Source organism: Sphingobacterium corticibacter (assembly GCF_003076635.1).
Classification (GTDB): domain Bacteria; phylum Bacteroidota; class Bacteroidia; order Sphingobacteriales; family Sphingobacteriaceae; genus Sphingobacterium; species Sphingobacterium corticibacter.
This window is the reverse complement of record NZ_QDKG01000001.1, coordinates 257,274-278,570: the sequence shown is the minus strand read 5'-3', so window position 1 is coordinate 278,570 and position 21,297 is coordinate 257,274. Positions and strand designations below refer to the sequence as shown.

Sequence of the window (21,297 nt, the reverse complement as noted above, 5' to 3'; positions counted from 1 at the left end):
ATGGGAAAGGATATGAATGAATAGGTTCGAGTTTTAGGCATTTTTAAATGTTTTTAAAGGAAAGGCGTACAAGTCCTACATAACGTATCAATAAACTGACGATACAAACTACGATTTATACAATTGGTTACCGCAATTTGTTAAATTTCGCATTAAAGTGTTGCATTAATACAGCACAACATCTTTTTACTGAAATCAATAGTATTTTATCACTATATTTGCGTTGCAACTTTACAGCAAAAATATTCTATGAGTGATTTTAACGTCGATGATATCTTGGATAAAGCACTTGGCAAAACTCGTGTTTCACAAAAATTATCTTTGAAAGAGTTCTTTGAAAATCGGATGAAGGATGCTGGTGTTTCGTTTAGGGGAGCTTGTGACCTTCTAGAGGTTCAGTACCGTACGTTAATTGGTGTCTTAGAAGGTGATCAAAAACGTGCTGATTTTTCTGTTTTATTGAAGTTGGCGACATTCCTCCAGTTATCAAAAGAAGAAGTTGTTTTACTTTATTTAGATAGTATTGAAGCAAAGTATGAAAAGACTTCGATAATTGATATCTCCACTATTGAGTTTATACAATCAAATTTTGACCTGCTCGCTTTTAAGAAAAAGGGGCTAATCAAAAGCATTAATGATTACTCCGAAATAAATGAAAAATTGTGTAGGATATATGGTGTAAATAACATTAGGTCTTTAAAACTAGGAAATATCAAGCCAGCATTCAGTGCTGGTAAAATTGAGCCAAAAAATAGCAAGGAGCGTGATCAGTGGCTTTTGGCTGGTGAAAAAATATTTAGAGACTTATCTAATCCATACGTTTATAACCGTCAGGATCTTATCAACTACATTCCAGAAATTAGGTGGCATTCCACGAAACCGAATGGAGGTCTGCAAAGTGTTATTAAAACTCTGTACAAGCTAGGTGTTTCCGTGATTTATTTGCCTGCCACTTCTGGTCTTCATTTGAGAGGAGCTACAATGTCTTTTAACAAAAAGCCTTGTGTCATTTTGACTGATTATAAAGGATTTTACGCAACGGTTTGGTTTGCATTAATTCATGAGCTATTTCATGTGTTATTTGACTGGGATGAAATTATGGTTTCCAAATACCATATATCCGATAGCTCAGATGACGATTTGGCATTGAGGGAGAAGGAAAAAGAAGCTAATTCATTTGCCAGGAAATATTTGTTTTCTATCGATAAAACTAAAAGTGTCAAGGCTTTTATAAATAACAAATCTGAAATTTCAAGAATAGCAAAAGTCAATGACATACATGAAAATATGATATATGTCTTTGATGCTTTTGATTCAGGTAATAGTAACAAGTATGGATGGGTAAGAGCAAGGAATTCCAACCCCGATAGAGACATATGGCTAGCCAGTCTAAGCTCTAATTGGGATGATATAGATAGCATAGAAGATTATTATCATCGAAATATATTAATTTACAATTAATCAAAACCAAATAATAGCATAAAATGAAAGATAGAACAAAGAAGCATAATCGGAAGTTAAATTCCAACCTAAATGCTAAAACTGATGTAACTAAAGTCGATAGAGAAAACGATCTGCAGCTAATTTTTGAAAGATTAGATTCCAAAATAGAAGATAAGTTTGCTGATCGAGCTTTAGATTTTGAGAAGGAGAAGATTCAGCTTTTAGGTGGCACGGAAACTAGTGAAGCAGAAATAAAACAGCGAAGAATTTATCTACTTAATAATGTAGCTGTTTATGAGAAGATGTTTCCTCAAGAATTTTATGATGAAATTTTTCGTTTAAATAACTGGAAGCTCAATAGTAATAAATCGTTAAGACCTAGTATTGTAGGAACCTATACTAATTTTTGTATTTACTTAAGATTTGATAGGAAAATACTGCCACAATTACAGACTATAAACCCATATGTGGAGTTTGGGATTCGTAAATTTAAACACTTTCAATGGCTAAATTATGAAGGACGGCAAAAACTATTGTTGTTCATACAACAATCGATAGAAGTTATGAAGAAATGCGAAACATGGCAACAGTTCGTTGAGAAGTATGGAAAACTATATAATATACCGACTCAAGTTAGAATCGAATTAAATTAACCAATTCTGCGAGATTAGTAGAGATGCAACTTGATTTTACTAAAAATCGTAAAGTCAAAGGTAAATTACACCTCTTGCCTGGTCATGGCTAATTAGTGCTCTGCAGCTGTTCGTAAATCTTACGAACCTGACCAATGTTACGATCGACAAGCTTTTTGATATCCTCATTGTATTCCGAAGGTTTGTTGTGTAATCCGCGCGATTGGATAATCTGCATTTCTTTCAGTGATAACTCCACAGTTTCAACTGGAATGCCTTTCACTATTGCACTGAAGATTAAAGAATCCTGCTTTTTGAAGTAATCTCCAGTAAATACGCAATGCTTATGGATCTCACTTTCGCTGACAAATTCCTGAACTGATTCCAACACCTTTACGGTGACGTCACCGCTAACGAAGCATAGACCGAAGAATGCCTGCTTGTCTTGCAAGTATTGGGCTTCATCGTCCATTGCTTTAGCGATCTTTCTTGCTTCTGATTGGCGACGATCCATCTCACGCACTTTCTTTACATAGCGATCGTGTTCTTTGGTGAGATTTTTAGGACAAACATATTTAGGACTTCGCAAATCCTTTCCACATCGAGCCAGTAGCCCTAAGTAATCGTAATACATTTGGGCGTCTTTGACCTTGTACTTATTGCGGATGCAGATTTTAATTGAATCCCAGAATCTATAGGCACCGTTGCCCCAACCTGTGATTTCAAAACGAAACATAGAACCTTGACCTGCTTTCAAAAGCGTCTCTGCTCTGTTATCATATTGAATTTTGGTAAAGAAGGAATACGGAGAGACCCAATGGAAGTTCCCTTTAAAGCCTAATTTCTTGAACACCGGCAAAACCTTGGAACCATTGCAAACCTTGTCTACACTATATCGATAGCAATCTGCATCAGCATTTCTTCGCACTTCGAGATCACCGGTAAAGGAGTCTCCGAAGTAATTCCGCTGCCTAGCGACTACATGGTTTTTACCTTCCACATTGAAAAAGTGCTGGTAAAGTTCCATGATGAAATGTCTGACTGGCTCTCCGGCTCTATGATGCCCATAAACTTCAATCGTTCTCGAGATTTGAATACCGTCGACTACGTCTAGGACTACCATTAGTCTGCGCTGGGTAAACTTTCGTTTCCTAGTGATCTCAATAGTAAGCTTTGTATTGCAATTCGGACATGTGCAACGTTTGCGCGTGGTGGTATCTTCGAAGAATTGGCCACAATCCATACATGTAATACCTTTTTTCGATCGATGGCCAACGTGGTCTAGTACCTTGCTATAAGCGAATTCCTGTTGCGTCTTACTAATCGGGGGAAGTTCTTTGCTCAATCCCCAAATTCGGTGTTGTATCTTGGTTCTTGGTTGCATACCTAAAACATGGTTAATTGATTTTTTGAAATAATCGTTTCATCCTTTTTGATCGGCTTTTTGACTTTCATTTGTTGCACAGTCTTTTCCGTAGCTGCAGGCTTTTCAATACTGCGATTGACGACCACTTTACCGTTGATAGGTTTGCCGACGTCGATTTTCTCTTCATCGTAGTAGTGCATGGCCATTCCGAATATCTCATCATCTGCGAAACCCATTTTGCCAGAGGACTTAACAGTATTTAGGATGTAGGTGATGCAATCCTCGATCTTCTTTTCGGGATTGGCGAAGGACTTTGCGAAATTGCTGTCGGTATTGGCTACACCAGTTAGGTGACTTTGGATGATGTCTTTGAATGCGTCTGTTACTTGCATGATTCACCTCCCTTCACGAATTCCAAAGCATCCTCTGATACTTCGACTTCTTCAAGCCAAGAAACGTAGCCCATCTGTAATAAGTGATCATACCCAGCCTGTACAACTTCGCTTGGCTTTTTCAGATGCTTCACTCCACAATTGTCAATCAATACGATCTTATCAAGCCTATGAGTCTTTTCGCCAATCACCGGCATGCGCTCAGCGATTGGTACTTCTATGTATATTTTAGGCATTATTAGAGTCTCCTTTCCCCTTCACCGGCTTAGCCAGATAAGGTGATGTGAATGATTCCACTTCCTCACGCTCTGGTGCTATGTCGTAGATACCTGGTGCCAATTCGATAGCCGGCGCTTCGATCTGATCGAGCGCTGAAATGGTGTCTTGATTTCTCATTAAAGCAGTTTAATTAGGTCAAGTAAATCCTCGCACCTTTTTACGTCTTTTAATAACGTTAGCTTTCCATTTGCTTCAAGCCAAACAGTACTATAAGCTACCACGTGGATCTCAAATGCTGATTCTGTCGAAATTGTGTGGTACGTGTCCATGTCATCCCACAAATGGGATTGCTTTTGAAAACCAATGCTTAACAGAAATTTATGAGGAAAATCGTTCTCATGTTTCGTCAAGTCGGTCACGTTGGTTTTCAGGTGTGTTAATTCTGATGCCATTGTGTTTAATTTAGATGTGTTACTTAATATCAAAGGTAAAAATACTTTTTGATATAATATAATATAATTATATATTTTTTATAATTAATGATTATAAATGAAATTGTATTTGTGCATTAATCTTAGTTCTATAGTCTGCATAAAATCTATAGAAGTGTTTTGCAGATCGCACATAGACGCTAATACCCCATCTGTCTGATCCGATGTGTTCAGATAATTGTTTCCGCTGCACTTTCGAGAAATCCGATTTTACGCCCAATTCCCGAAAAAACGGGCACGTTAGACAGTAGTAGATGAAGGATATATCTCTCTTAATATCATTTGCCTCGCGATCGCATGGTTTGGAGTCGAAAAAATTCAAAGGCTTTCCAATGGTCTTAAGATAATGATTAGAGACTTCGAGGATGCAATAATCTGTTTTCAAACTTGAAATTTCATCAAATACCTCGTCAACATGCTTCTTAAGCTCTTTAGATAAATGCTCAAGTATCCTCAGCTTCATTGTATCCACTACCATAATGCGTATAATTTTAATATTCGGAAATTATCAGCTGCCCATAAATCTATCCACCACGCAGGTGAACTGATCAAATGTCCGGCATACGATAACCTTATGTTTCAATTGTCGCAAAATACCATGCATAGCATCTTGTTTTTCACTGGTAGCACTTTTAGAACTTGTGGTTTTCATTTCTACAAAGAGAATGTCGCCACTTTTAAGTATCTGGAGATCTGGGAAGCCAGCTTTTAAACCCATGCCTTTCAACCTTCCACCAGTTCTTGCGTTTCTCCTACCCTCATTGGGAATAGAAACAATCAAACCCTGTCCTCGATTCTCATATCGAAGCTTGAACCAGTCAACGCATGACTTTTGAAGTTTACTCTCCGACATTTAGTCTGCTTTGTGAAAATCCCAATTCTTTTGCCAACACAGGGTTTAACTCTATCACTTGATGGCAGCTTCTGCAAACGGGCAGAAAATATCTTTCATCAGTCAATAGATTGTTGATCCTCCCCTTCTTGTGGTGAACCTCGGTTGCCGACTTCGTACAACCATCCAAACGAGCTTTACATAATTTATTTTGCTCCATAAAGGTAAGCCTTTTTTTTCTATACAATGTATTTTGTGCTTTTCTTTTGGTAGATACTTTTGGCAAAATGTACTTCGGTTTTCTAGGTGTTTTTTCTGGATTGCATTTTGTCTCACGCCGACTTTTCCAGTAGCAATTATTACAGCGCTTCGCTATCAAAAGCGTCTCACGCTGGCAGTCGATGCAAGCGCCTTTCCTATGTTTGATCATTTGATTGCATTTTGTACTTTCCGTTCTATAAAATCATCAATCATAAGAAATCTTCCTCCGATATCGAGTGTTCGCAATCCAGATCTTGACACGCCAAATTTGCGATACAAATTGTCGAATTGGCGAATGCACCTTTGATAGAATAAATCAGCATCATTTGGCTGTCTTTTCGGCGGATCATTGCTAACGACTTTCTTTTCGCCTACAGCTTTCTTCATTGCTTCGATGACGCTAGGGTGCAGCGCGCTATTCAACTTCTCTTCCCTTCTAATGTTATTGTGAGCGCCATCGTTCAAAAGCTGGTACTCGTTCATTCGATCTTGGTTGTATTGCTCCATCTTCGAAAGCACGATCTGACCATCCATCCGGTCATAAAAGCTTCCATAATGTCCAAGCTTCATTCGTTCAAAAAAAAGCTTCAAATCGCCCAGATTGAAGTGCGGAAAATATTGCTGGATCATTGCGACCGTTTGCGCAATCTGAACGCCACTGAATGTTTTTCCGACATTGATAAACTCGATGAAATCAGCCAACATATCCACAAGTAAAGCTTTGACAACCGTATCTCCGTGAGCAGCCTTGAGTTTACCTACGGATGGGAAGCCGGAAGCGATAGCTTGCGATTGCGTTTTAATCACCGTGCCGGATAATTTCTTTTGCAAGTGATCTAAGGTTTGCAACTTCGTCAACCCGTTGTTGCCTGTTGCCGTTTGATGTATTTCTTGATGTCCCATTAAATTTCTGCTTTTCATTTTTTGACCATGTTGCTAATCTTCGTTTGATATCAAACACCTTCTCCATTTCGAATCTCATTTTTTTGCCGTTCTCATTTTTCTCCGTCCAATAGAAGTAAAATTCATTCAACGTGTCTTTGGAATAAATTCCTGTGAAAGCAGCCAGCTTTTCTGTGAAAGAAATCTTTCGATCATCGAGACTAGAGTTTTCATTTGAAGGAGTGGACGAAAATTTATTTTCGGCACTATCAAACTTTATAGATTCTTCCCTTCTTTCTTTCTTTTCATTCTTTATATTCTTTTCATTCTTGTTTGTGGTTGATTGTTGGTTATTTGTTGGTTGCTGGTTGGTTATTTGTTGGTTACCCGTTGGTTGCTTTGCTGGTTGCTCCGAATCAACGTCTTGGTAAAAATCATAGTTAACGATACTAATAACACTGTTTTTGTTGGTTGTTTTGATGGTTATTTCGTTGGTTGATTTTAGACGATTTAACGCGGTACGAACCTGTTGCTCCGACATGCGTAATTCAGAGGCTAAAACGATCCTTCCAGTGACTATTTCGCCCCTTTTCACAAGCATACCTTTGTATGATTTCTCCTTGTGATTTGCTTTTAAAAGCAAGTGCAGGAATAGCACTTTGGTGTTAATATCATCATACCACTCCCATTCCAATAAACTTCTATGCAACTTTATCCAACCTTGTGAACTAGACATAATCCCTCCCCTATTTCTGCTCTTGTAGCTCTGCTATTTGCTGCTTTATCATTTCGTTTTGCCCCTGTTCCAAGCCGTCCACAATCTTATCCACCAATTCCGCAGGCAATAGGCTCAGAAACGAAACTGCACGATCCATAGCCGCTGACATCTCGTACTCAAGTTCATCTGGATGCTTAAGATTAAACTTCGCGGTCATTTCTCTTTTCATACCCTGAATGCCGCGATATACTTGTGAACTAAAATTCTTAAGGGTTTGATTGCCTAGGTTGACATCGAAAAGGTTATTTCTCCAGCGGTTTTCTATCATCTGGATAACGATTCCCATAAACTGAACGTCACACAATAGAGCGTACTTACGCTCGTCTGTAAGTGGCTGTCTGGCCTTTGGCTTAGGCACTGCATCTCTTATCATTATATCTGATTTAAAGTGTCAAAATTCTATTAGCGCAAGCCTTTGGGCTTCTTTATGTCGACCTTATTATATGTCAATAGATCAGCTTTTTTGAAATACGGCCGTCCTCCTATCTTGATGTACGGAATCTTGCCAGATCGCTTCCAAACATGTATTGCATTGCGCTTCACTCGGCAAAACTCAGCAGCTTCCTCGATGGTAAATAGCTGATCAGGATCTTCCTCATTCAATCGCGGAGCCGTAGCATAACTATCCAGCCTTTTCACTACCTGATCAAATAACGATTTGACACCCTCTAACTCTTTTTTGGTATTAACCAACTCTTGGTAAATAACCCCCACGGCTTCCGGGAGGTTATTGTGTGTTACTTTAATATCGTCCATTATTGTTCTGGTTCCTTCGGTTTGCGCGGAGTTTTAGGCTTTCTAGGTGGTACATCATCTTTGACAAATACACCATTTTCCATCTTACCACTGCGTTTCGATATGATCTCATAAACCGACTGGGTGCAATCCTCGAGTGTCAAGTTATTTTCTTGAGCAACGCGTGAAAGACATTCTTGGGCTCGGATGATATCGATCCCGACATCCTTATTCTTCGAAACTTTACTGAATATTTCAACAATCCAATTGATAACCATAAATACACGAGAGTTCGAAAGCGAACCATCAACTTTGCCGGATTCAGAAAGCCTTTTAAGAATATTGAGCGTTACATTGACATCTCCGATTGCGTCCTTAATCTCGGCATCGTTTTTATCCACGAGTGCGCAAACAAGTTCTGTTACTTCTTCGAAAGTCTTTTTAAGTTGTTTAAGTGGATCAGAATTTTCCAAAATTCCTTTGTCATCTGCCCATTGGATGATTTTTGTTTGTAGTTCTTGCATGATATGATCTGTGTTAATTTTTACTAAAATGGGAGATCATCGTCATAATCCAGGTTCTCCATTGGTGGAGGCATTTCCACTGCTCCTGCACTAGAATGTTTCGATAATTGTTGCACCTGCAAAGGCGTGATTCTCCATGCTACTAGCGTATTGAAGTAAGTAGTCATTCCATCTTTGTTGGTCCAAGGTCTACCTTTGATATTAAACGAGACTTCGATATCTTGTCCAATTGTAAGGTTGTCGAATAGCGACACTCGATCTTGCATAGCTTGAAAGGTGAGATACTCCACGAACTGGGGATTTTCTGCGTAAGCCACTAATAGATCACGCTTTTTAAACGATTCGGTGACCTGTATTGTCGTCCCGATCTCATGTACTTTACCTCTTATTTCCATATTGTTGTTTATAATTTTAATAACCGCTGATTATTTCTTCGCTTAAATCTTCATTCGGATCTGGTATGTAATGCATCAGATAGCTAGCTGCAATACGCTTTATATCTTCCACGAACTCTAGGAACTTTTTGTTGCTCAAATCCGCAGTGCTAGGTATACCTAATAGCGTTTTCCAAAACTTATGCACCAGATCAGGGTGCGCAAATCGCTCGCGTTCCCATCCTGCATAAATCAATGCTTCAGATGATTGCGGTACGACAACCCCCCAGTAGTATTTGTTAAGGAGTAAGCTTCTTTTCTCCATGATCTAATTGCTTTATGAGATATGATAGTTGCCGAACATTCACAAGTAGCGTTATCTTGTCAGCCGAATCACTCAAAAGATTGTCAGTAGCTAGCTTTTCGACTTTCGAAGCGAGATCCATAGCTATGCTGATCGTATTTTTTGCGTTTATGAAATCGGACATAGCTCGTAATAACATTGACGCGTAATAGTCACATCATAAAGAGCATCATGCAATTGTTCGTGTGACAATTCGATGTTTAAGTTCTCCGCAACGGTAGAAAGTTTAAAATCTTTCATTTTAGATCTTGTGGTCATAAAATGTTGTGAAGCTAAAACCATTACATCTAAACTATTTGCCCAAAACCATGATCCGAAATAGTTGTCGCCACATTGAGTGAAAAATGCCCTTAAAAATGGGTCATCAAACCCACGGTTATTAAATCCACATAAGTGGAATTTGTCCGACTTATCAAATTTGCTGACATGCTTGGAAAGTATGCTGACCAAATTGTTATAACCTTGAATCATCCCCGTTCCATAACTCTCAATTTGTTCGCGCGAAACACCAGCGATCTTTAGTGCTTCATCATCTATGACAGCTTTCGGATTTGGCTGCATTTTGATATCAAAGGACTCAACTATTTTTCCATCAATATCAACAATACCGGATAGTTGATGTATTCCATTTTTCCAGTACATCGTACCGGTGGTTTCAATGTCGTAGAATAATATCTTAGCCATTCCCCCAAATTTTAGTATCCGAAATTAGATGAGAATGCTCTTTACAAAACAAGTAGAACATTTCAACGTTGCTTATAAATTCTTCGTGATAAGCTTTTTTGTTTATGTAAGGCTCTAAGTAAACATTTTCAAAATCAGTAATTAGGTAGTCGAAACGTTTGATGTTTGGATCGATTAGACCGAAAGCTTTATGTTGTGAGTAGTTGGTGTACTTGCCCAGCTTGTAATTTGAAGTTGTTTTAAGATCCGTAATTTTAAAAGGCTGCGTATAATCTGCGAAACCTCCGACCTTAAACACGCCATATGAAAAATCTACATCAGCATCAATCCAAACCTGCATACCTGTGTAATCAAATAGCTTACTAACGATCTTATTAACCAATTCAGGATCAAATGAAAACCCATCTAAATCAGACGTCGGATTCCCTGAAAGCGTTAAATTCACACATGATTCAAATGCGACACCTTTCTTTGCACTATCATCTTGAGATGTTTTAACTTTATTAATTCGATTGATAAATTCTTGAAAATCGTCAGGTTGAAAGCCGTTGCTTTGCAAAAAGAGGAAGCTATCAATTAGGGTCGGTGTTATATAGAAATTATGCATCTGCCTTTTGCTTTACGTACGTTAACACTAGATTGACACCCTGTTTTTTCAATGGCGCCTTAATAACTTCACCAGTCTCTTCATCGGTAAACTCTTTAGTAATAGCCTTTAAGAAATCTTCTTTACCTTTCACCAAAGCGTCAATCTCTTTCTTTTGCTCAATAAGCATTTCGTATTCACTATCACCACAACGACTAAAATCATAGGTAGGCTTACCGGCTCTTGTAGATAGGTTTATAAAATGCTTACTGTACCCGTCCCTCAATTTTGTTTCGTCGATACGATCTTTCAAGAATGGAAGTATAGATTCAACGAACTTTTCCATTTTTTTGAAAGCAATGTACAGGTCAATTTCATCCACTTCACCTCGATCTAATAATTCGAAATAGTGCGTGGATACTAATCCGAAATCACACTGCTTGATTGATAGAGCAGACTCTACACCTGTGCATACTTTTTCTAAATACTCATTCATGATTGTGTGTTACTTTTGATGTGTTCTAAAAATCTTTTGTACAACTCTGTATCAAAATAGACTGTCGAATTAAAATCAGACATCCTACCTTGATATGATTTGAAACTACTTCGTAGCTTACGTATTCTAGTAGAAGCGACCTTCATACCTAAATCGTCACGAACTAGTTCACTAAATAACTGGTCACGCATTATGCCGTCGCTTTTTTACTATCCGTCGTTTGCAGATCCTTTTTCTTGCTGGTAATAGCCTTCACAAATTCTGCATCTGCGTGAAGAGATTGATTGTTATCGAATACTTTCGTTACCTCTTCTGTAGTAGTGACAAATTCTAAACGTTTTACTGCAACAGCTTTCAAGAAATCGACATCCTCATGAAGTGCTTTATTATTTCTCCAAATGGTATTAAGTGCTGCCAGACTTTCCGCACCTTCTACAACTTTTTTCAAACCGGTTGCCACAATACTTTTCGGCGCTTGCTCTTTTTTGCTCTCGATGTTAATATCCTGTTTAATATCATCAGAGTGCGTTTTGTCCGTATCATCGATACCGCCAGTCGGCACCAAAAATGTATATAGCAATGCATTTTTTAACGCGTACGTGGTAGCCTTACCGGCCGATTTATCTTGAGAATCGACACCATGACCGTATCCAACAATTTCCATGCTTTCGCCTGTTTCGTGAATAAGTAAATAGCGTGTGTTGACTTGAGTGAAAACCGATTGCCTTGCTTTGACACCCGATTTTTGACCATTGTAGTATGTATCTTCTTGCCAACGTTCAACTTTTGCATCAGCATTCACCTCAATAGGCAGCATAACTAAGCCATGCTTTTGCATTGCCTTACCTATTACTAGCTTTACATCTTTATCACTAACACCGTTGTAGGAGTTTTGACCAGAACCTACAACCATTTTTTTGTCAATATTTTCCACTTCGCCCATTACGGCGATAATCGCTTTTACTAAATTTTTCATCTGTTTTGTGTTAAATGGTTTTTACTTCGATAGAATCAATTTCACTTGATCTATCAGGCTTTTTTGTTGGTGCTCAACAAAAGAATATGTTTCGCATTGCTGTCTAATGTAGGATTGCCATTCGTTAAATGACTGATCAGAACATGATTTATCCCAATCGAGCGGATATAACGACTTCGATACACCCGGTGCAACTTTTCTTTTACTCATTTGTTTGTGTGTTACTTTAAGTATGGTAAATATACGAAATAATAAATTATATACTAATATTGTATTATATATTTTCAATAATTATAAATTATACCTCTACATACTGCACGTCATGCTTTTGCAAAAGAATTTCTTTAGCAGCTTCAAGTGCCTCATTATAGGCAGAATCATAATCAAACGATTCATCGCCTGGATAAACTTTAGTATCTGTGTATTGTGGATATTCCCATCCAGAGACACTTTCTAAAGCTTGATACTGATATTCGACTTCTACCTTAATTAAGTCTTGATCTTCGAAATAGCCGTCCAAATAACTCTCTGAGTTAATAAAGTAGGCGACGATTCCCGATGTATCGCTATCAGCGTCTATAAAAATAAAATCTTGGTTCGCACCGTTGATAATAGTTAAATCTTTCATACCTTTGATTTGTGTTAAAAACCACCTTTTGGATCGCATTCTTTAGGTGTGTTACTTTAAAAATTAGCTCTGCACCTGCAGGGCTTTTTATTTACAATCAAAAATACAACTTAATACAATTAAATACAACTATTGTATAAAATTTTTTTGATCTGTTTTCTCTACACTAACAAATACGCCAAGCATATATATGTCCATTCTCAATTTTAGTGCGGAATTTCATTGAATTATTTTCTTTCTGCACAGCACTTATTCTACCACGCAAATACGGCGCACGAGCCTCTGGAAGCACTAAGCACTGAGTATTCAATTCTAATGCTAATAATAATTCTCTAATGCCAGGTTGTAAAATCTTGTTTATAATAGTCATAAGTTATATATTAGTATAATACACGTATTACAATTGTTATACATAAGTTGTACAAACATAATACTAATAACAACTATATACAACTATTTAGCAAGAATGTTTAAAAATTTACGCGTCGCAATCAGGGAAAAGTATACTGAAGATCAAGCTGCGGCAGAAGCATTAGGAATGGATAAGGGTAACTTCAGCAACTTTTTCAAGAAGACACCCGAACAGATCCAAAAGTTACGTGGGGGAACTATAAAGAAATTTGAGCAGGCATTTCCAGAATATAACATCGATTGGTTATTTGACCGCTCTCCTATTAAGTATAAATCGGAAATTGGCGATTTCCCATTCCAAGAACTTCCCAAATCTTCAAAATCCTCAAACACGAAATCTATAGGATTTTTGTCTGATGACGAACTACAAATGTTTGACGAAGAGGGGAACACAAAATTTTACGAGATTTCTCAGGGAGTATATCGAATGAAAGTTCCACTAATCGCCGAAACTGCCAAAGCAGGATACCTATCTGGATTCGCGGATGCAGAATATTTGGAAGATCAGGAATATATTGTAACAACAGTCAGCAAATTTCATAAGGGCAGCTATCGCGCTTTTAGAGTTGTTGGGGATAGCATGGACGTTGACAAACGAACGACATTCGTTCATGGAGATATTATCATAGGTCGCGAAATTCGAAAGGATCTCTGGAAATCAAGATTCCACACACACAAGTATCCATTTTACGCATTTGTAACTATAAATGATGGTATAATCTTCAAAGAATTGATCGACCACGACGTCGAAAACGGAGTTGTAACATTACACTCACTAAATGAAGATCGAAAAAACTATCCAGATTTTAAGATGCAGCTAGAAGATGTTGCATACATATACAATATTGTTAAAAGAGAAGTTGAAATATAAATGGAAGTGAAGCACGAGCTCAACATCTCTGAGGAGATAATCTCACATTTAAGGAATAAGGAGGTATTCAAAACTGATGATATACATTTCTCATCTGGCAGCAAACAAAGGCCTTCAAAATATAAGTTGATCTTAGCGAACGTATTGTTTGCCATGAAAGATGACATAACTAGCAATGTGAATGGCTACATAAATGTAAACGTTCAAGACAATGATAAGGTTTGGATAGAATACATTAGCGAACTTATAGCACTTTACTTAGATGAAGTTGTGATCGGAGGTTACCAATTTGAATACACAAGCGAACATCTTTTTAAAGTATCAGAAAATCTATATTTTAAAAATTTAAAGTTTAAGTTTGCGTCATTATGAGCGATAAACCATATGTAGTCGATCACAAAGGGGAGGCAGCGAGGCTAGTTAAGTTTCGGGAGAAGTTTGATTTTAGTCAAAATAAATTCGCTAAGGAAATCGGATCTCACCAACCTTTTATCGCCAAAGTCGAGAAGGGGGAAACGACACTTCCAATACACTACCTAAAGTATCTCCGTCAAAAATATAATCTGAACCTTGACTGGTATTTCACAGGCAAAGGCAAAATGATCATAGACGAAGATGAGAAATCCACTTTAATATCTGATCTATCAACAATAAAAAAAGACTACGACGACCTTTGGAAGCAATTCGATGAAATGAGGAAAACGCTACACAAGTTGGTTCGCGATTTTTACGATAAAGGTTAGATTCCCAGCTTATCCATCCAGTCAGCGAGCAATCTGGATTTCTCCTCATTTGTAGCTTTGATGTAACGTAAGAACATTTCTTCTTTTTTATGGCCGGTTGCAGACATTATCAATAAATTTGGCACACCCAGTTTAAACATATTTGTAGCATACGAACGTCGGCCGGTATGGCTGGTGATTTTTGAGCTCCACATGACCTTCTCTCCTAGGTCATTAATTTCGTATACACGATCTAATCCTACAGACTTGAGTGCACAAACCTTCTTAATGGTTCTATTAAAATGCTGATTTGTGCACGGCGGCGGAAAAACACCTCCGTACTTTGCTAAAACAGATTTCATTTCTTTCATGATCGGTATGGAAACCCTATTTTCAGTTTTCTCCTGCTTAATTCTAATAAACCCATCATCAATATCCATGATCTCCAATTTAGAGAAATCACTAAATCGAAGAGCGGAGTAGCATGCAATTAGAAAAAGATCGCGAACATGCTCCCACTCATCCGGAATAATGGCATCCTTTAATTTTTTTATTTCCTCGAGGGATAATGCGATTCCAGTAGATTCATATTTAGGAGCAATAAATCGCTTATTCTTGAACTCTGAATTTGTGTGCACACCCTCATCCAAAGCTTCGTGCATAAAAGCTTTTATGTCCCTAACCCTAGTGGAGAATGTACTAACTTTGTTCTTTTTCTCATTCAGCAAATAATCACGATAAGCATTATAAAATTTTACATTAATCTCATCGAACAAGAAGGTAGTTTTCATTTTGAATTTAGCAAACTCCCTCAATGACGTAATCGTAGTACCAGGATTACGTAGGCTATTTGATTTATAATTCAAACCCTGTCGATTCCCATTCACTATAGACCTCTTACCAATCTTACGCTCGGACTGAACATACTCACAGTACGAAATAAAATCCCCTGCAATAAAATTAGATATTTCTGGCTCCTCGACCTTCGAAGCCTTAAACTCATCACAAAGTCGTGATTTCAATTCTTTGTTGTCGAAGATCCTTTCATTTATCACCAGTGACACCGCATAAAGCTTCATCTCCTCGAACAAACGGTTGTAATTATCGTGAAATGGACATTTTTTATTAATTGGTTTTTTGTTGCCAGACCAATATTGATCGTTATAGTATGAGTTCTTTATTCTAAAGCCAGTATAAAATTCAAGCCTTTTATCACCTCCATACGAGTAATATAAATACAGTTGTCCTTCTTCTTCCGAGCTTCTTCTTTTAAGGTAAATTTTAGGCTTCGACATGACTACTCACAAAATTGCACACACTTTATTAGATCTATAAAGATATATATAAATACTAATAAATTTAGCACGGTAATGCAAAATAAAACCCCTAGCGATATGCTAGGGGTTTTTGAACTTTTCAAGATAGATATGAATATCTATAAAGATTCGGCAATATGTAGCCTGTGTAGCGGGGAGCAGGATCGAACTGCCGACCTCAGGGTTATGAATCCTGCGCTCTAACCATCTGAGCTACCCCGCCGTTTTTCGTGATGCAAATATAGTAATTAGGAATTATTATCAAAGTAAAAATCACAAATTTCATCACTAAATACCATAAGCTATCCCTAACTCTACCTTGATCCTATCTGTGTTAATGTATCAATAAATTCGCAGAGATTATACTTTGTTTAACAGAATATTTGCGTATTATTACGGGCGGACAAAACCAACCGTCGATCAGCAGCGCTGTTCGGTAACCGTCCATTATTACGTTATTAATATTTCATTCCATTGTATGGCAGAGAAAACAAAATTAAACTTAGAATATGTCGTAAATTCTTCCCCTAGAATATTATTCCCCTATCTGTCTGAACCGAATGAGCTCGCGCAATGGTTTGCCGATGATGTAAACTATGCAGAAGGCATTTACGAATTTGTATGGGACGACGAGTCGTTTAAGGCAAAGCTCATCCATTCCAAAGAGAACAAGTGTGTCAAATACAAATGGCTGGAAGACGAGCCTTATTATTTCGAAATCGAGATTGTGTTGGACGAATTGACGAACGATGTAGCCTTAAGCATTACCGACTACGTAAAAGAAGACAACTTGGAAGACCGAAAATTGATCTGGAATAATTCGATAAGCTACCTGCAAAGTGTGATTGGAGCTTAAATTTCTGTACCTTTGTCCTTTACTTTTAGCTACTCGCGTAGTCTATTAAGAATATTAGGCGTTTGGTAGGGATGAAGAAGATACACTTACTCATATTACATGCATTTATAAGGCCATTCCTCGTCACATTTACGATTGTGATGTTTGTCTTATTGATGCTTTTTTTGTTTAAGTACATCGATGACCTCATTGGCAAAGGATTAGAATGGTATACCATTTTAGAATTGTTGGGTTATCAATGTATTGTGCAGCTCACCATGGCTTTACCTCTTTCCATGCTATTGTCGTCTATCATGACATTTGGCAATCTGGGAGAAAGTTATGAGCTCGTGGCTATCAAAGCGGCCGGTGTATCACTACGAAATGCCATGGCACCACTATTTGTTCTAGTAGGTATTTTCGCTGGTGGCGCTTTCATTTTCTCTGATTATACCCTACCGGTTGTCAATCTCAAGATGGGAACGATGCTATTAGATATCAGAAATCAAAAAGCAGATTTCCTGATTAAGCCTGGTGTATTCAATAGCAGTATTCCTGGTTATTCTATCCGAGCGAAGAGCAAAAGCGAGGACGGCACCATACTACACGATTTATTGATCTATAACCATACTACGAGTAGTAAAGCCACCAATATTCTGATCGCTAAAGAAGGTTATATGCACAATTCGGTGGATAACCAATATATGATCTTGCAACTGCGTGATGGCGTTCAATACGAAGATGCTCGCGCTCGGAATGCGACACGGTACGATGAGCGGCAGCAGTTTACTCGTTTTCGTTTTAGGGAATCCACCCAAAAGTTCAGTATGGAGTCTTTCGGCGCACAGAAAACCGATGCTAGTCTTTTCAAATCGCATCATCAGATGCTTAACTTGAAGCAGCTGAAACATTATTCTGACTCCAATCACATGCAATTGGACAGTGTGGGCCACATCATAGCACTAGACACCAAGCGACATATCAATTATTTTACGAGTTATTACAACCAGAAACGCGACTCTCTGAAAACAACATTGGCCGCTTCCGGCGATTATAGTTATCCAGATTTAGACCTGCAAGCCATCAATAATAGCAGTAAGCGTAATATCATAAGCAATGCCAATAGCCAAGTTAATTACGTAAAGGACATTGCTCAAAACCGAGGACAAGAATACAAATTGTATATCGAAAAAGATATTCGTTACGATATTGAGTGGCATCGAAAATTCACCTTAGCAGCCTCCTGTTTATTGCTTTTTGGCATTGGTGCTCCTCTAGGTGCGATCATCCGCAAGGGTGGCTTGGGACTGCCTGTGGTGATGGCGATCGTCTTTTTCTTGATCTATCACGTCATATTTACGATTTCGGAGAAAGCGGCCAAAGATGGCAGTTTAGAACCGATGATTGGCATGTGGATGGCGATCATTGTCTTGACGCCTTTGGCTTTATTTCTGACATACAAATCGACGACCGATTCTGCTTTGTTCGACGTAGATCAATACAAAATCAAAGCTCAAAAGATATTTAATAAACTAAAAGATAAAGTCGAAAAGTTTCAGGATCGCAATAAATCCAAAGCGGATACACCTATAGCTCGCTAAAGATTATGACAGCATCCTTATAGAATATCTTCGAAATACCACTAACTTTGTACATATGGCAAGCATGATAGTGTCCTAATGCACGACCTGCCATTTTTTTAAGCAACAACATGAAAGTACAATTAAACACCATCGAGGAAGCCATTGCTGATATTCAAGCTGGAAAGGTTATCATCGTTGTAGACGATGAAGACAGAGAGAATGAAGGTGATTTTGTGACCGCGGCACGAAATGCTACTCCAGAGATGATCAATTTTATGGCCACGCATGGCCGTGGACTGATCTGCGCTCCGTTAACCGAAAAGCGTTGCAAAGAACTGGATTTGAACCTCATGGTCAATAACAACACAGCGGTGTATGAAACTAACTTTACCGTATCGGTCGATTTGCAGGGTTATGGCTGTACCACAGGAATTTCTTCTTCAGATCGCTCTAAAACAATACTCGCATTAATAAATCCGGATATTAAAAATGAAGAATTAGGCCGACCAGGGCACATCTTCCCATTGATCGCCAAAGATGGTGGCGTATTACGACGCACCGGACATACTGAAGCAGCCGTGGATTTAGCGCGCTTAGCGGGTTTCGAGCCTGCAGGTGTGTTGGTAGAGATATTGAAAGATGATGGCGAAATGGCGCGCCTTCCAGATTTACTAGAAGTGGCCAAGCGATTCGATCTAAAAATCATCAGCATCGAAGATCTAATCGAATATCGACTGAAAAATGATTCGATGATCGAAGAAGTGGTACAGGTGCATATGCCGACCCATTGGGGCGATTTTCAACTGCAAGCCTATCGCCAAAAAAACACTGGCGAAGAACATTTGGCATTGATCAAAGGAACATGGGAACCCGATGAAGCAGTCTTGGTGCGCGTACATAGCTCCTGCATCACCGGCGATATTTTCGGATCTTGTCGCTGCGATTGTGGCCCGCAATTGCATAAATCCATGGAGCTCATCGAGCAGGAAGGAAAAGGTGTAATCGTATATATGAACCAAGAAGGACGCGGAATCGGCTTGATCAACAAATTGCAGGCTTACAAATTGCAAGAACAAGGCATTGATACCGTAGATGCCAATATTCAGCTTGGCTTCAAACCAGACCTTCGCGATTATGGTGTAGGAGCTCAAATTTTACGCGCTTTGGGCATTACTAAAATGCGCTTGCTATCCAATAACCCAACCAAACGGGCTGGTTTAACAGGATATGGACTAGAAGTAGTCGAAAATGTACCGATAGAGATTGCGCCTAATGCGCATAATGAGTTTTACCTTAAAACAAAACGTGATCGAATGGGTCATAGCTTAAAAAATATATAACGAAAACAAAAAGGACGCTAGCGTCCTTTTTTACTTTATGAAGATTATATCTGGTCGAAGACAGATCTGTACGATTTAGGCTACAGACCAGCAAAACGGAGGATCATAATGGATAATACTTGGATTATAGAGAAAGCATATATACAAGGTGAATTTGTAGATGCGAAAGACAAATTTGACGTACTCAATCCTGCTACCAATCAGCGCGTAGGAAAAGTACCCGAGATAGCATTAAACCAAATAGAAAAAGCGATCACATACGCCGAAAAATCGTGGCAATCTTGGAAAACCACTACTGTCGGAGAGCGAAGTCAATTGTTACAGAAGTTGTATCAACTTACGTTGAAACATCGCGAACAGTTAGCCGAAGTGATGACCTTAGAAAGCGGCAAGCCATTACAAGAATCATTGGCAGAAGTAGATTATGCGGCGTCTTTTATCATATGGTTTGCCGAAGAAGCTAAGCGAGCGTACGGAGATACCATTCCCGCGGTGAGCAGTGGAAACAAGCTATTCACTATTAAACAAAGCGTGGGCGTGGTAGCGGCGATCACACCTTGGAATTTCCCACTCGCAATGCTGACGCGCAAAGTCGCCCCAGCATTAGCTGCTGGATGTACCGTCATTTTGAAACCTGCTTCCCAAACGCCATTTACAGCATTGACTTTTGCCAAATTAGCGCAAGAAGCGGGCATTCCGGGAGGTGCATTTCAAGTCGTTACATCGACCAATAGTAAAGCCGTTGGCCAATTGCTAGCTACTAGCGAACTAATCCGTAAAATTTCGTTTACCGGATCGACTGGAGTGGGTAGAACGTTGATGGAACAAGCTGCCAGCACGATAAAACGCACATCGATGGAATTAGGTGGAAACGCGCCTTTTATTGTGTTTGACGATGCCGATATACAAGCCGCTGTAAAAGGCGCTGTAGCCGCCAAATTTAGAAATGCGGGGCAAACCTGTGTTTCGGTGAATCGTTTTTACGTGCACGATGCTGTTTATGATGAGTTTGCTGCTTCATTAACAGCAGAAGTGAGCAAACTCAAAGTCGGAAATGGCCTGGATGAAGGTGTAAAAGTTGGTCCATTGATCAACGAGAAGGCAGTAGAGAAAGTACAAAAACATGTGCAAGATGCGCTAGATCGTGGCGCAAAAGCGGAAACTGGTGGCAAACACCTAAAGGGCAACTTTTATGCTCCGACGGTACTGACAAACGTGCACGCAGAAAGCCTTATTGCTAGTGAAGAAACCTTTGGCCCGATTTGCGCATTATTCCGCTTTTCCACCGAGGAAGAAGCCATAAAAGCGGCAAATAACACCCCATTCGGACTAGCCGCCTATTTTTACAGTGAGAATGTCCGGCGCTGTCATCGCGTCAGCGAACAATTAGAATCGGGAATGGTCGGTGTGAATACCGGAGTAATCTCTGATGCATCGGCTCCTTTTGGCGGCGTGAAGCAATCCGGCGTCGGTAGAGAAGGTTCGCATCACGGATTGGATGAATATTTGGAAATAAAATACATTAGCTACGGCCAATAAACGAGAAAAGCACCTTA

Annotated in this window: 27 protein-coding genes and 1 tRNA gene; 8 read left to right on the top strand and 20 right to left on the bottom strand. The window is 38.9% G+C overall.

Annotated elements, in window-relative coordinates:
• Positions 1-249 precede the first annotated feature (249 nt).
• On the top strand, positions 250-1,461 hold the full coding sequence (locus DC487_RS01215; protein ID WP_116774139.1) for an ImmA/IrrE family metallo-endopeptidase: 1,212 nt from the start codon (positions 250-252) through the stop codon (positions 1,459-1,461).
• A 23-nt stretch (positions 1,462-1,484) separates the two neighbouring features.
• The gene (locus DC487_RS01210; RefSeq protein WP_116774138.1) at positions 1,485-2,096 is read left to right on the top strand and encodes a P63C domain-containing protein; all 612 of its coding nucleotides are present in this window, start codon (positions 1,485-1,487) and stop codon (positions 2,094-2,096) included.
• Positions 2,097-2,184: 88 nt separating this feature from the next.
• On the opposite strand, the gene DC487_RS01205 is transcribed toward DC487_RS01210, so the two are convergent.
• The 18 genes from DC487_RS01205 to DC487_RS01110 all read right to left on the bottom strand — a co-directional run bounded on the left by DC487_RS01205 (position 2,185) and on the right by DC487_RS01110 (position 12,663).
• Positions 2,185-3,459, bottom strand: a complete 1,275-nt coding sequence (locus DC487_RS01205) for a PcfJ domain-containing protein (protein ID WP_116774137.1) — start codon at positions 3,457-3,459, stop codon at positions 2,185-2,187.
• 2 nt (positions 3,460-3,461) lie between these two features.
• Positions 3,462-3,833 carry a PcfK-like family protein gene (locus tag DC487_RS01200; protein ID WP_116774136.1) on the bottom strand — a complete coding sequence of 124 codons (372 nt, stop codon included), beginning with the start codon at positions 3,831-3,833 and terminating at the stop codon, positions 3,462-3,464.
• A complete protein-coding gene (locus DC487_RS01195) occupies positions 3,824-4,069 on the bottom strand; it encodes a hypothetical protein (protein WP_116774135.1) in 246 nt (81 codons plus the stop codon). The genes DC487_RS01200 and DC487_RS01195 overlap by 10 nt, the downstream gene beginning before the upstream one ends.
• A complete protein-coding gene (locus DC487_RS17170) occupies positions 4,062-4,229 on the bottom strand; it encodes a hypothetical protein (RefSeq protein WP_165798993.1) in 168 nt (55 codons plus the stop codon). Before DC487_RS17170 ends, DC487_RS01195 begins: the two co-directional genes overlap by 8 nt.
• Positions 4,229-4,504 carry a hypothetical protein gene (locus DC487_RS01190; protein ID WP_116774134.1) on the bottom strand — a complete coding sequence of 92 codons (276 nt, stop codon included), beginning with the start codon at positions 4,502-4,504 and terminating at the stop codon, positions 4,229-4,231. Before DC487_RS01190 ends, DC487_RS17170 begins: the two co-directional genes overlap by 1 nt.
• A gap of 547 nt (positions 4,505-5,051) precedes the next feature.
• On the bottom strand, positions 5,052-5,396 hold the full coding sequence (locus tag DC487_RS01180; protein ID WP_116774132.1) for a VRR-NUC domain-containing protein: 345 nt from the start codon (positions 5,394-5,396) through the stop codon (positions 5,052-5,054).
• 405 nt (positions 5,397-5,801) lie between these two features.
• Positions 5,802-6,467, bottom strand: coding sequence for a DUF6633 family protein (locus tag DC487_RS01170; RefSeq protein WP_133228304.1), 666 nt, complete (start codon positions 6,465-6,467; stop codon positions 5,802-5,804).
• Entirely contained in the window at positions 6,436-7,254 is an 819-nt protein-coding gene (locus DC487_RS01165; protein ID WP_116774129.1) for a hypothetical protein, read from the bottom strand. The genes DC487_RS01170 and DC487_RS01165 overlap by 32 nt, the downstream gene beginning before the upstream one ends.
• Positions 7,255-7,264: 10 nt before the next feature.
• On the bottom strand, positions 7,265-7,669 hold the full coding sequence (locus DC487_RS01160) for a hypothetical protein (RefSeq protein ID WP_116774128.1): 405 nt from the start codon (positions 7,667-7,669) through the stop codon (positions 7,265-7,267).
• Positions 7,670-7,698: 29 nt separating this feature from the next.
• Positions 7,699-8,052: a helix-turn-helix domain-containing protein gene (locus DC487_RS01155; RefSeq protein WP_116774127.1), complete on the bottom strand. Its 354-nt coding sequence runs from the start codon at positions 8,050-8,052 to the stop codon at positions 7,699-7,701.
• Entirely contained in the window at positions 8,052-8,555 is a 504-nt protein-coding gene (locus DC487_RS01150; protein ID WP_116774126.1) for a MazG-like family protein, read from the bottom strand. Before DC487_RS01150 ends, DC487_RS01155 begins: the two co-directional genes overlap by 1 nt.
• A gap of 23 nt (positions 8,556-8,578) precedes the next feature.
• Complete coding sequence (locus DC487_RS01145; protein ID WP_116774125.1) at positions 8,579-8,950, bottom strand: DUF3127 domain-containing protein; 372 nt, start codon at positions 8,948-8,950, stop codon at positions 8,579-8,581.
• 16 nt (positions 8,951-8,966) lie between these two features.
• Positions 8,967-9,254 carry a hypothetical protein gene (locus tag DC487_RS01140; RefSeq protein ID WP_116774124.1) on the bottom strand — a complete coding sequence of 96 codons (288 nt, stop codon included), beginning with the start codon at positions 9,252-9,254 and terminating at the stop codon, positions 8,967-8,969.
• 147 nt (positions 9,255-9,401) lie between these two features.
• Positions 9,402-9,977: a 3'-5' exonuclease gene (locus tag DC487_RS01130; protein ID WP_116774122.1), complete on the bottom strand. Its 576-nt coding sequence runs from the start codon at positions 9,975-9,977 to the stop codon at positions 9,402-9,404.
• Positions 9,970-10,584: a hypothetical protein gene (locus tag DC487_RS01125; RefSeq protein WP_116774121.1), complete on the bottom strand. Its 615-nt coding sequence runs from the start codon at positions 10,582-10,584 to the stop codon at positions 9,970-9,972. Before DC487_RS01125 ends, DC487_RS01130 begins: the two co-directional genes overlap by 8 nt.
• Positions 10,577-11,059 (bottom strand): hypothetical protein, encoded by a 483-nt coding sequence (locus tag DC487_RS01120; protein ID WP_116774120.1) that lies wholly within the window; start codon positions 11,057-11,059, stop codon positions 10,577-10,579. The genes DC487_RS01125 and DC487_RS01120 overlap by 8 nt, the downstream gene beginning before the upstream one ends.
• A 190-nt stretch (positions 11,060-11,249) precedes the next feature.
• On the bottom strand, positions 11,250-12,035 hold the full coding sequence (locus DC487_RS01115) for an ERF family protein (protein WP_116774119.1): 786 nt from the start codon (positions 12,033-12,035) through the stop codon (positions 11,250-11,252).
• Positions 12,036-12,333: 298 nt separating this feature from the next.
• Positions 12,334-12,663, bottom strand: a complete 330-nt coding sequence (locus DC487_RS01110; RefSeq protein WP_133228301.1) for a hypothetical protein — start codon at positions 12,661-12,663, stop codon at positions 12,334-12,336.
• Positions 12,664-13,129: 466 nt separating this feature from the next.
• Between DC487_RS01110 and DC487_RS01100 the strand changes: the two genes are divergently transcribed.
• The gene (locus DC487_RS01100) at positions 13,130-13,945 is read left to right on the top strand and encodes a S24 family peptidase (protein ID WP_116774116.1); all 816 of its coding nucleotides are present in this window, start codon (positions 13,130-13,132) and stop codon (positions 13,943-13,945) included.
• 368 nt (positions 13,946-14,313) lie between these two features.
• Entirely contained in the window at positions 14,314-14,688 is a 375-nt protein-coding gene (locus DC487_RS01090) for a helix-turn-helix domain-containing protein (protein WP_116774114.1), read from the top strand.
• On the opposite strand, the gene DC487_RS01085 is transcribed toward DC487_RS01090, so the two are convergent.
• On the bottom strand, positions 14,685-15,962 hold the full coding sequence (locus DC487_RS01085; protein WP_116774113.1) for a site-specific integrase: 1,278 nt from the start codon (positions 15,960-15,962) through the stop codon (positions 14,685-14,687). The two genes, DC487_RS01090 and DC487_RS01085, sit on opposite strands and share 4 nt — an antisense overlap.
• 170 nt (positions 15,963-16,132) lie before the next feature.
• Positions 16,133-16,206 (bottom strand) — tRNA-Met (locus tag DC487_RS01080).
• A gap of 255 nt (positions 16,207-16,461) precedes the next feature.
• On the opposite strand from DC487_RS01080, the gene DC487_RS01075 reads away from it, so the two are divergent.
• The 4 genes from DC487_RS01075 to DC487_RS01060 all read left to right on the top strand — a co-directional run bounded on the left by DC487_RS01075 (position 16,462) and on the right by DC487_RS01060 (position 21,280).
• On the top strand, positions 16,462-16,839 hold the full coding sequence (locus tag DC487_RS01075) for an START-like domain-containing protein (protein ID WP_116774112.1): 378 nt from the start codon (positions 16,462-16,464) through the stop codon (positions 16,837-16,839).
• Positions 16,840-16,910: 71 nt separating this feature from the next.
• A complete protein-coding gene (locus DC487_RS01070; protein WP_116774111.1) occupies positions 16,911-18,419 on the top strand; it encodes an LptF/LptG family permease in 1,509 nt (502 codons plus the stop codon).
• Between the two features lie 110 nt (positions 18,420-18,529).
• Positions 18,530-19,741, top strand: coding sequence for a bifunctional 3,4-dihydroxy-2-butanone-4-phosphate synthase/GTP cyclohydrolase II (locus DC487_RS01065; protein WP_116774110.1), 1,212 nt, complete (start codon positions 18,530-18,532; stop codon positions 19,739-19,741).
• A 108-nt stretch (positions 19,742-19,849) separates the two neighbouring features.
• A complete protein-coding gene (locus tag DC487_RS01060; RefSeq protein WP_116774109.1) occupies positions 19,850-21,280 on the top strand; it encodes an NAD-dependent succinate-semialdehyde dehydrogenase in 1,431 nt (476 codons plus the stop codon).
• Positions 21,281-21,297 lie beyond the last annotated feature (17 nt).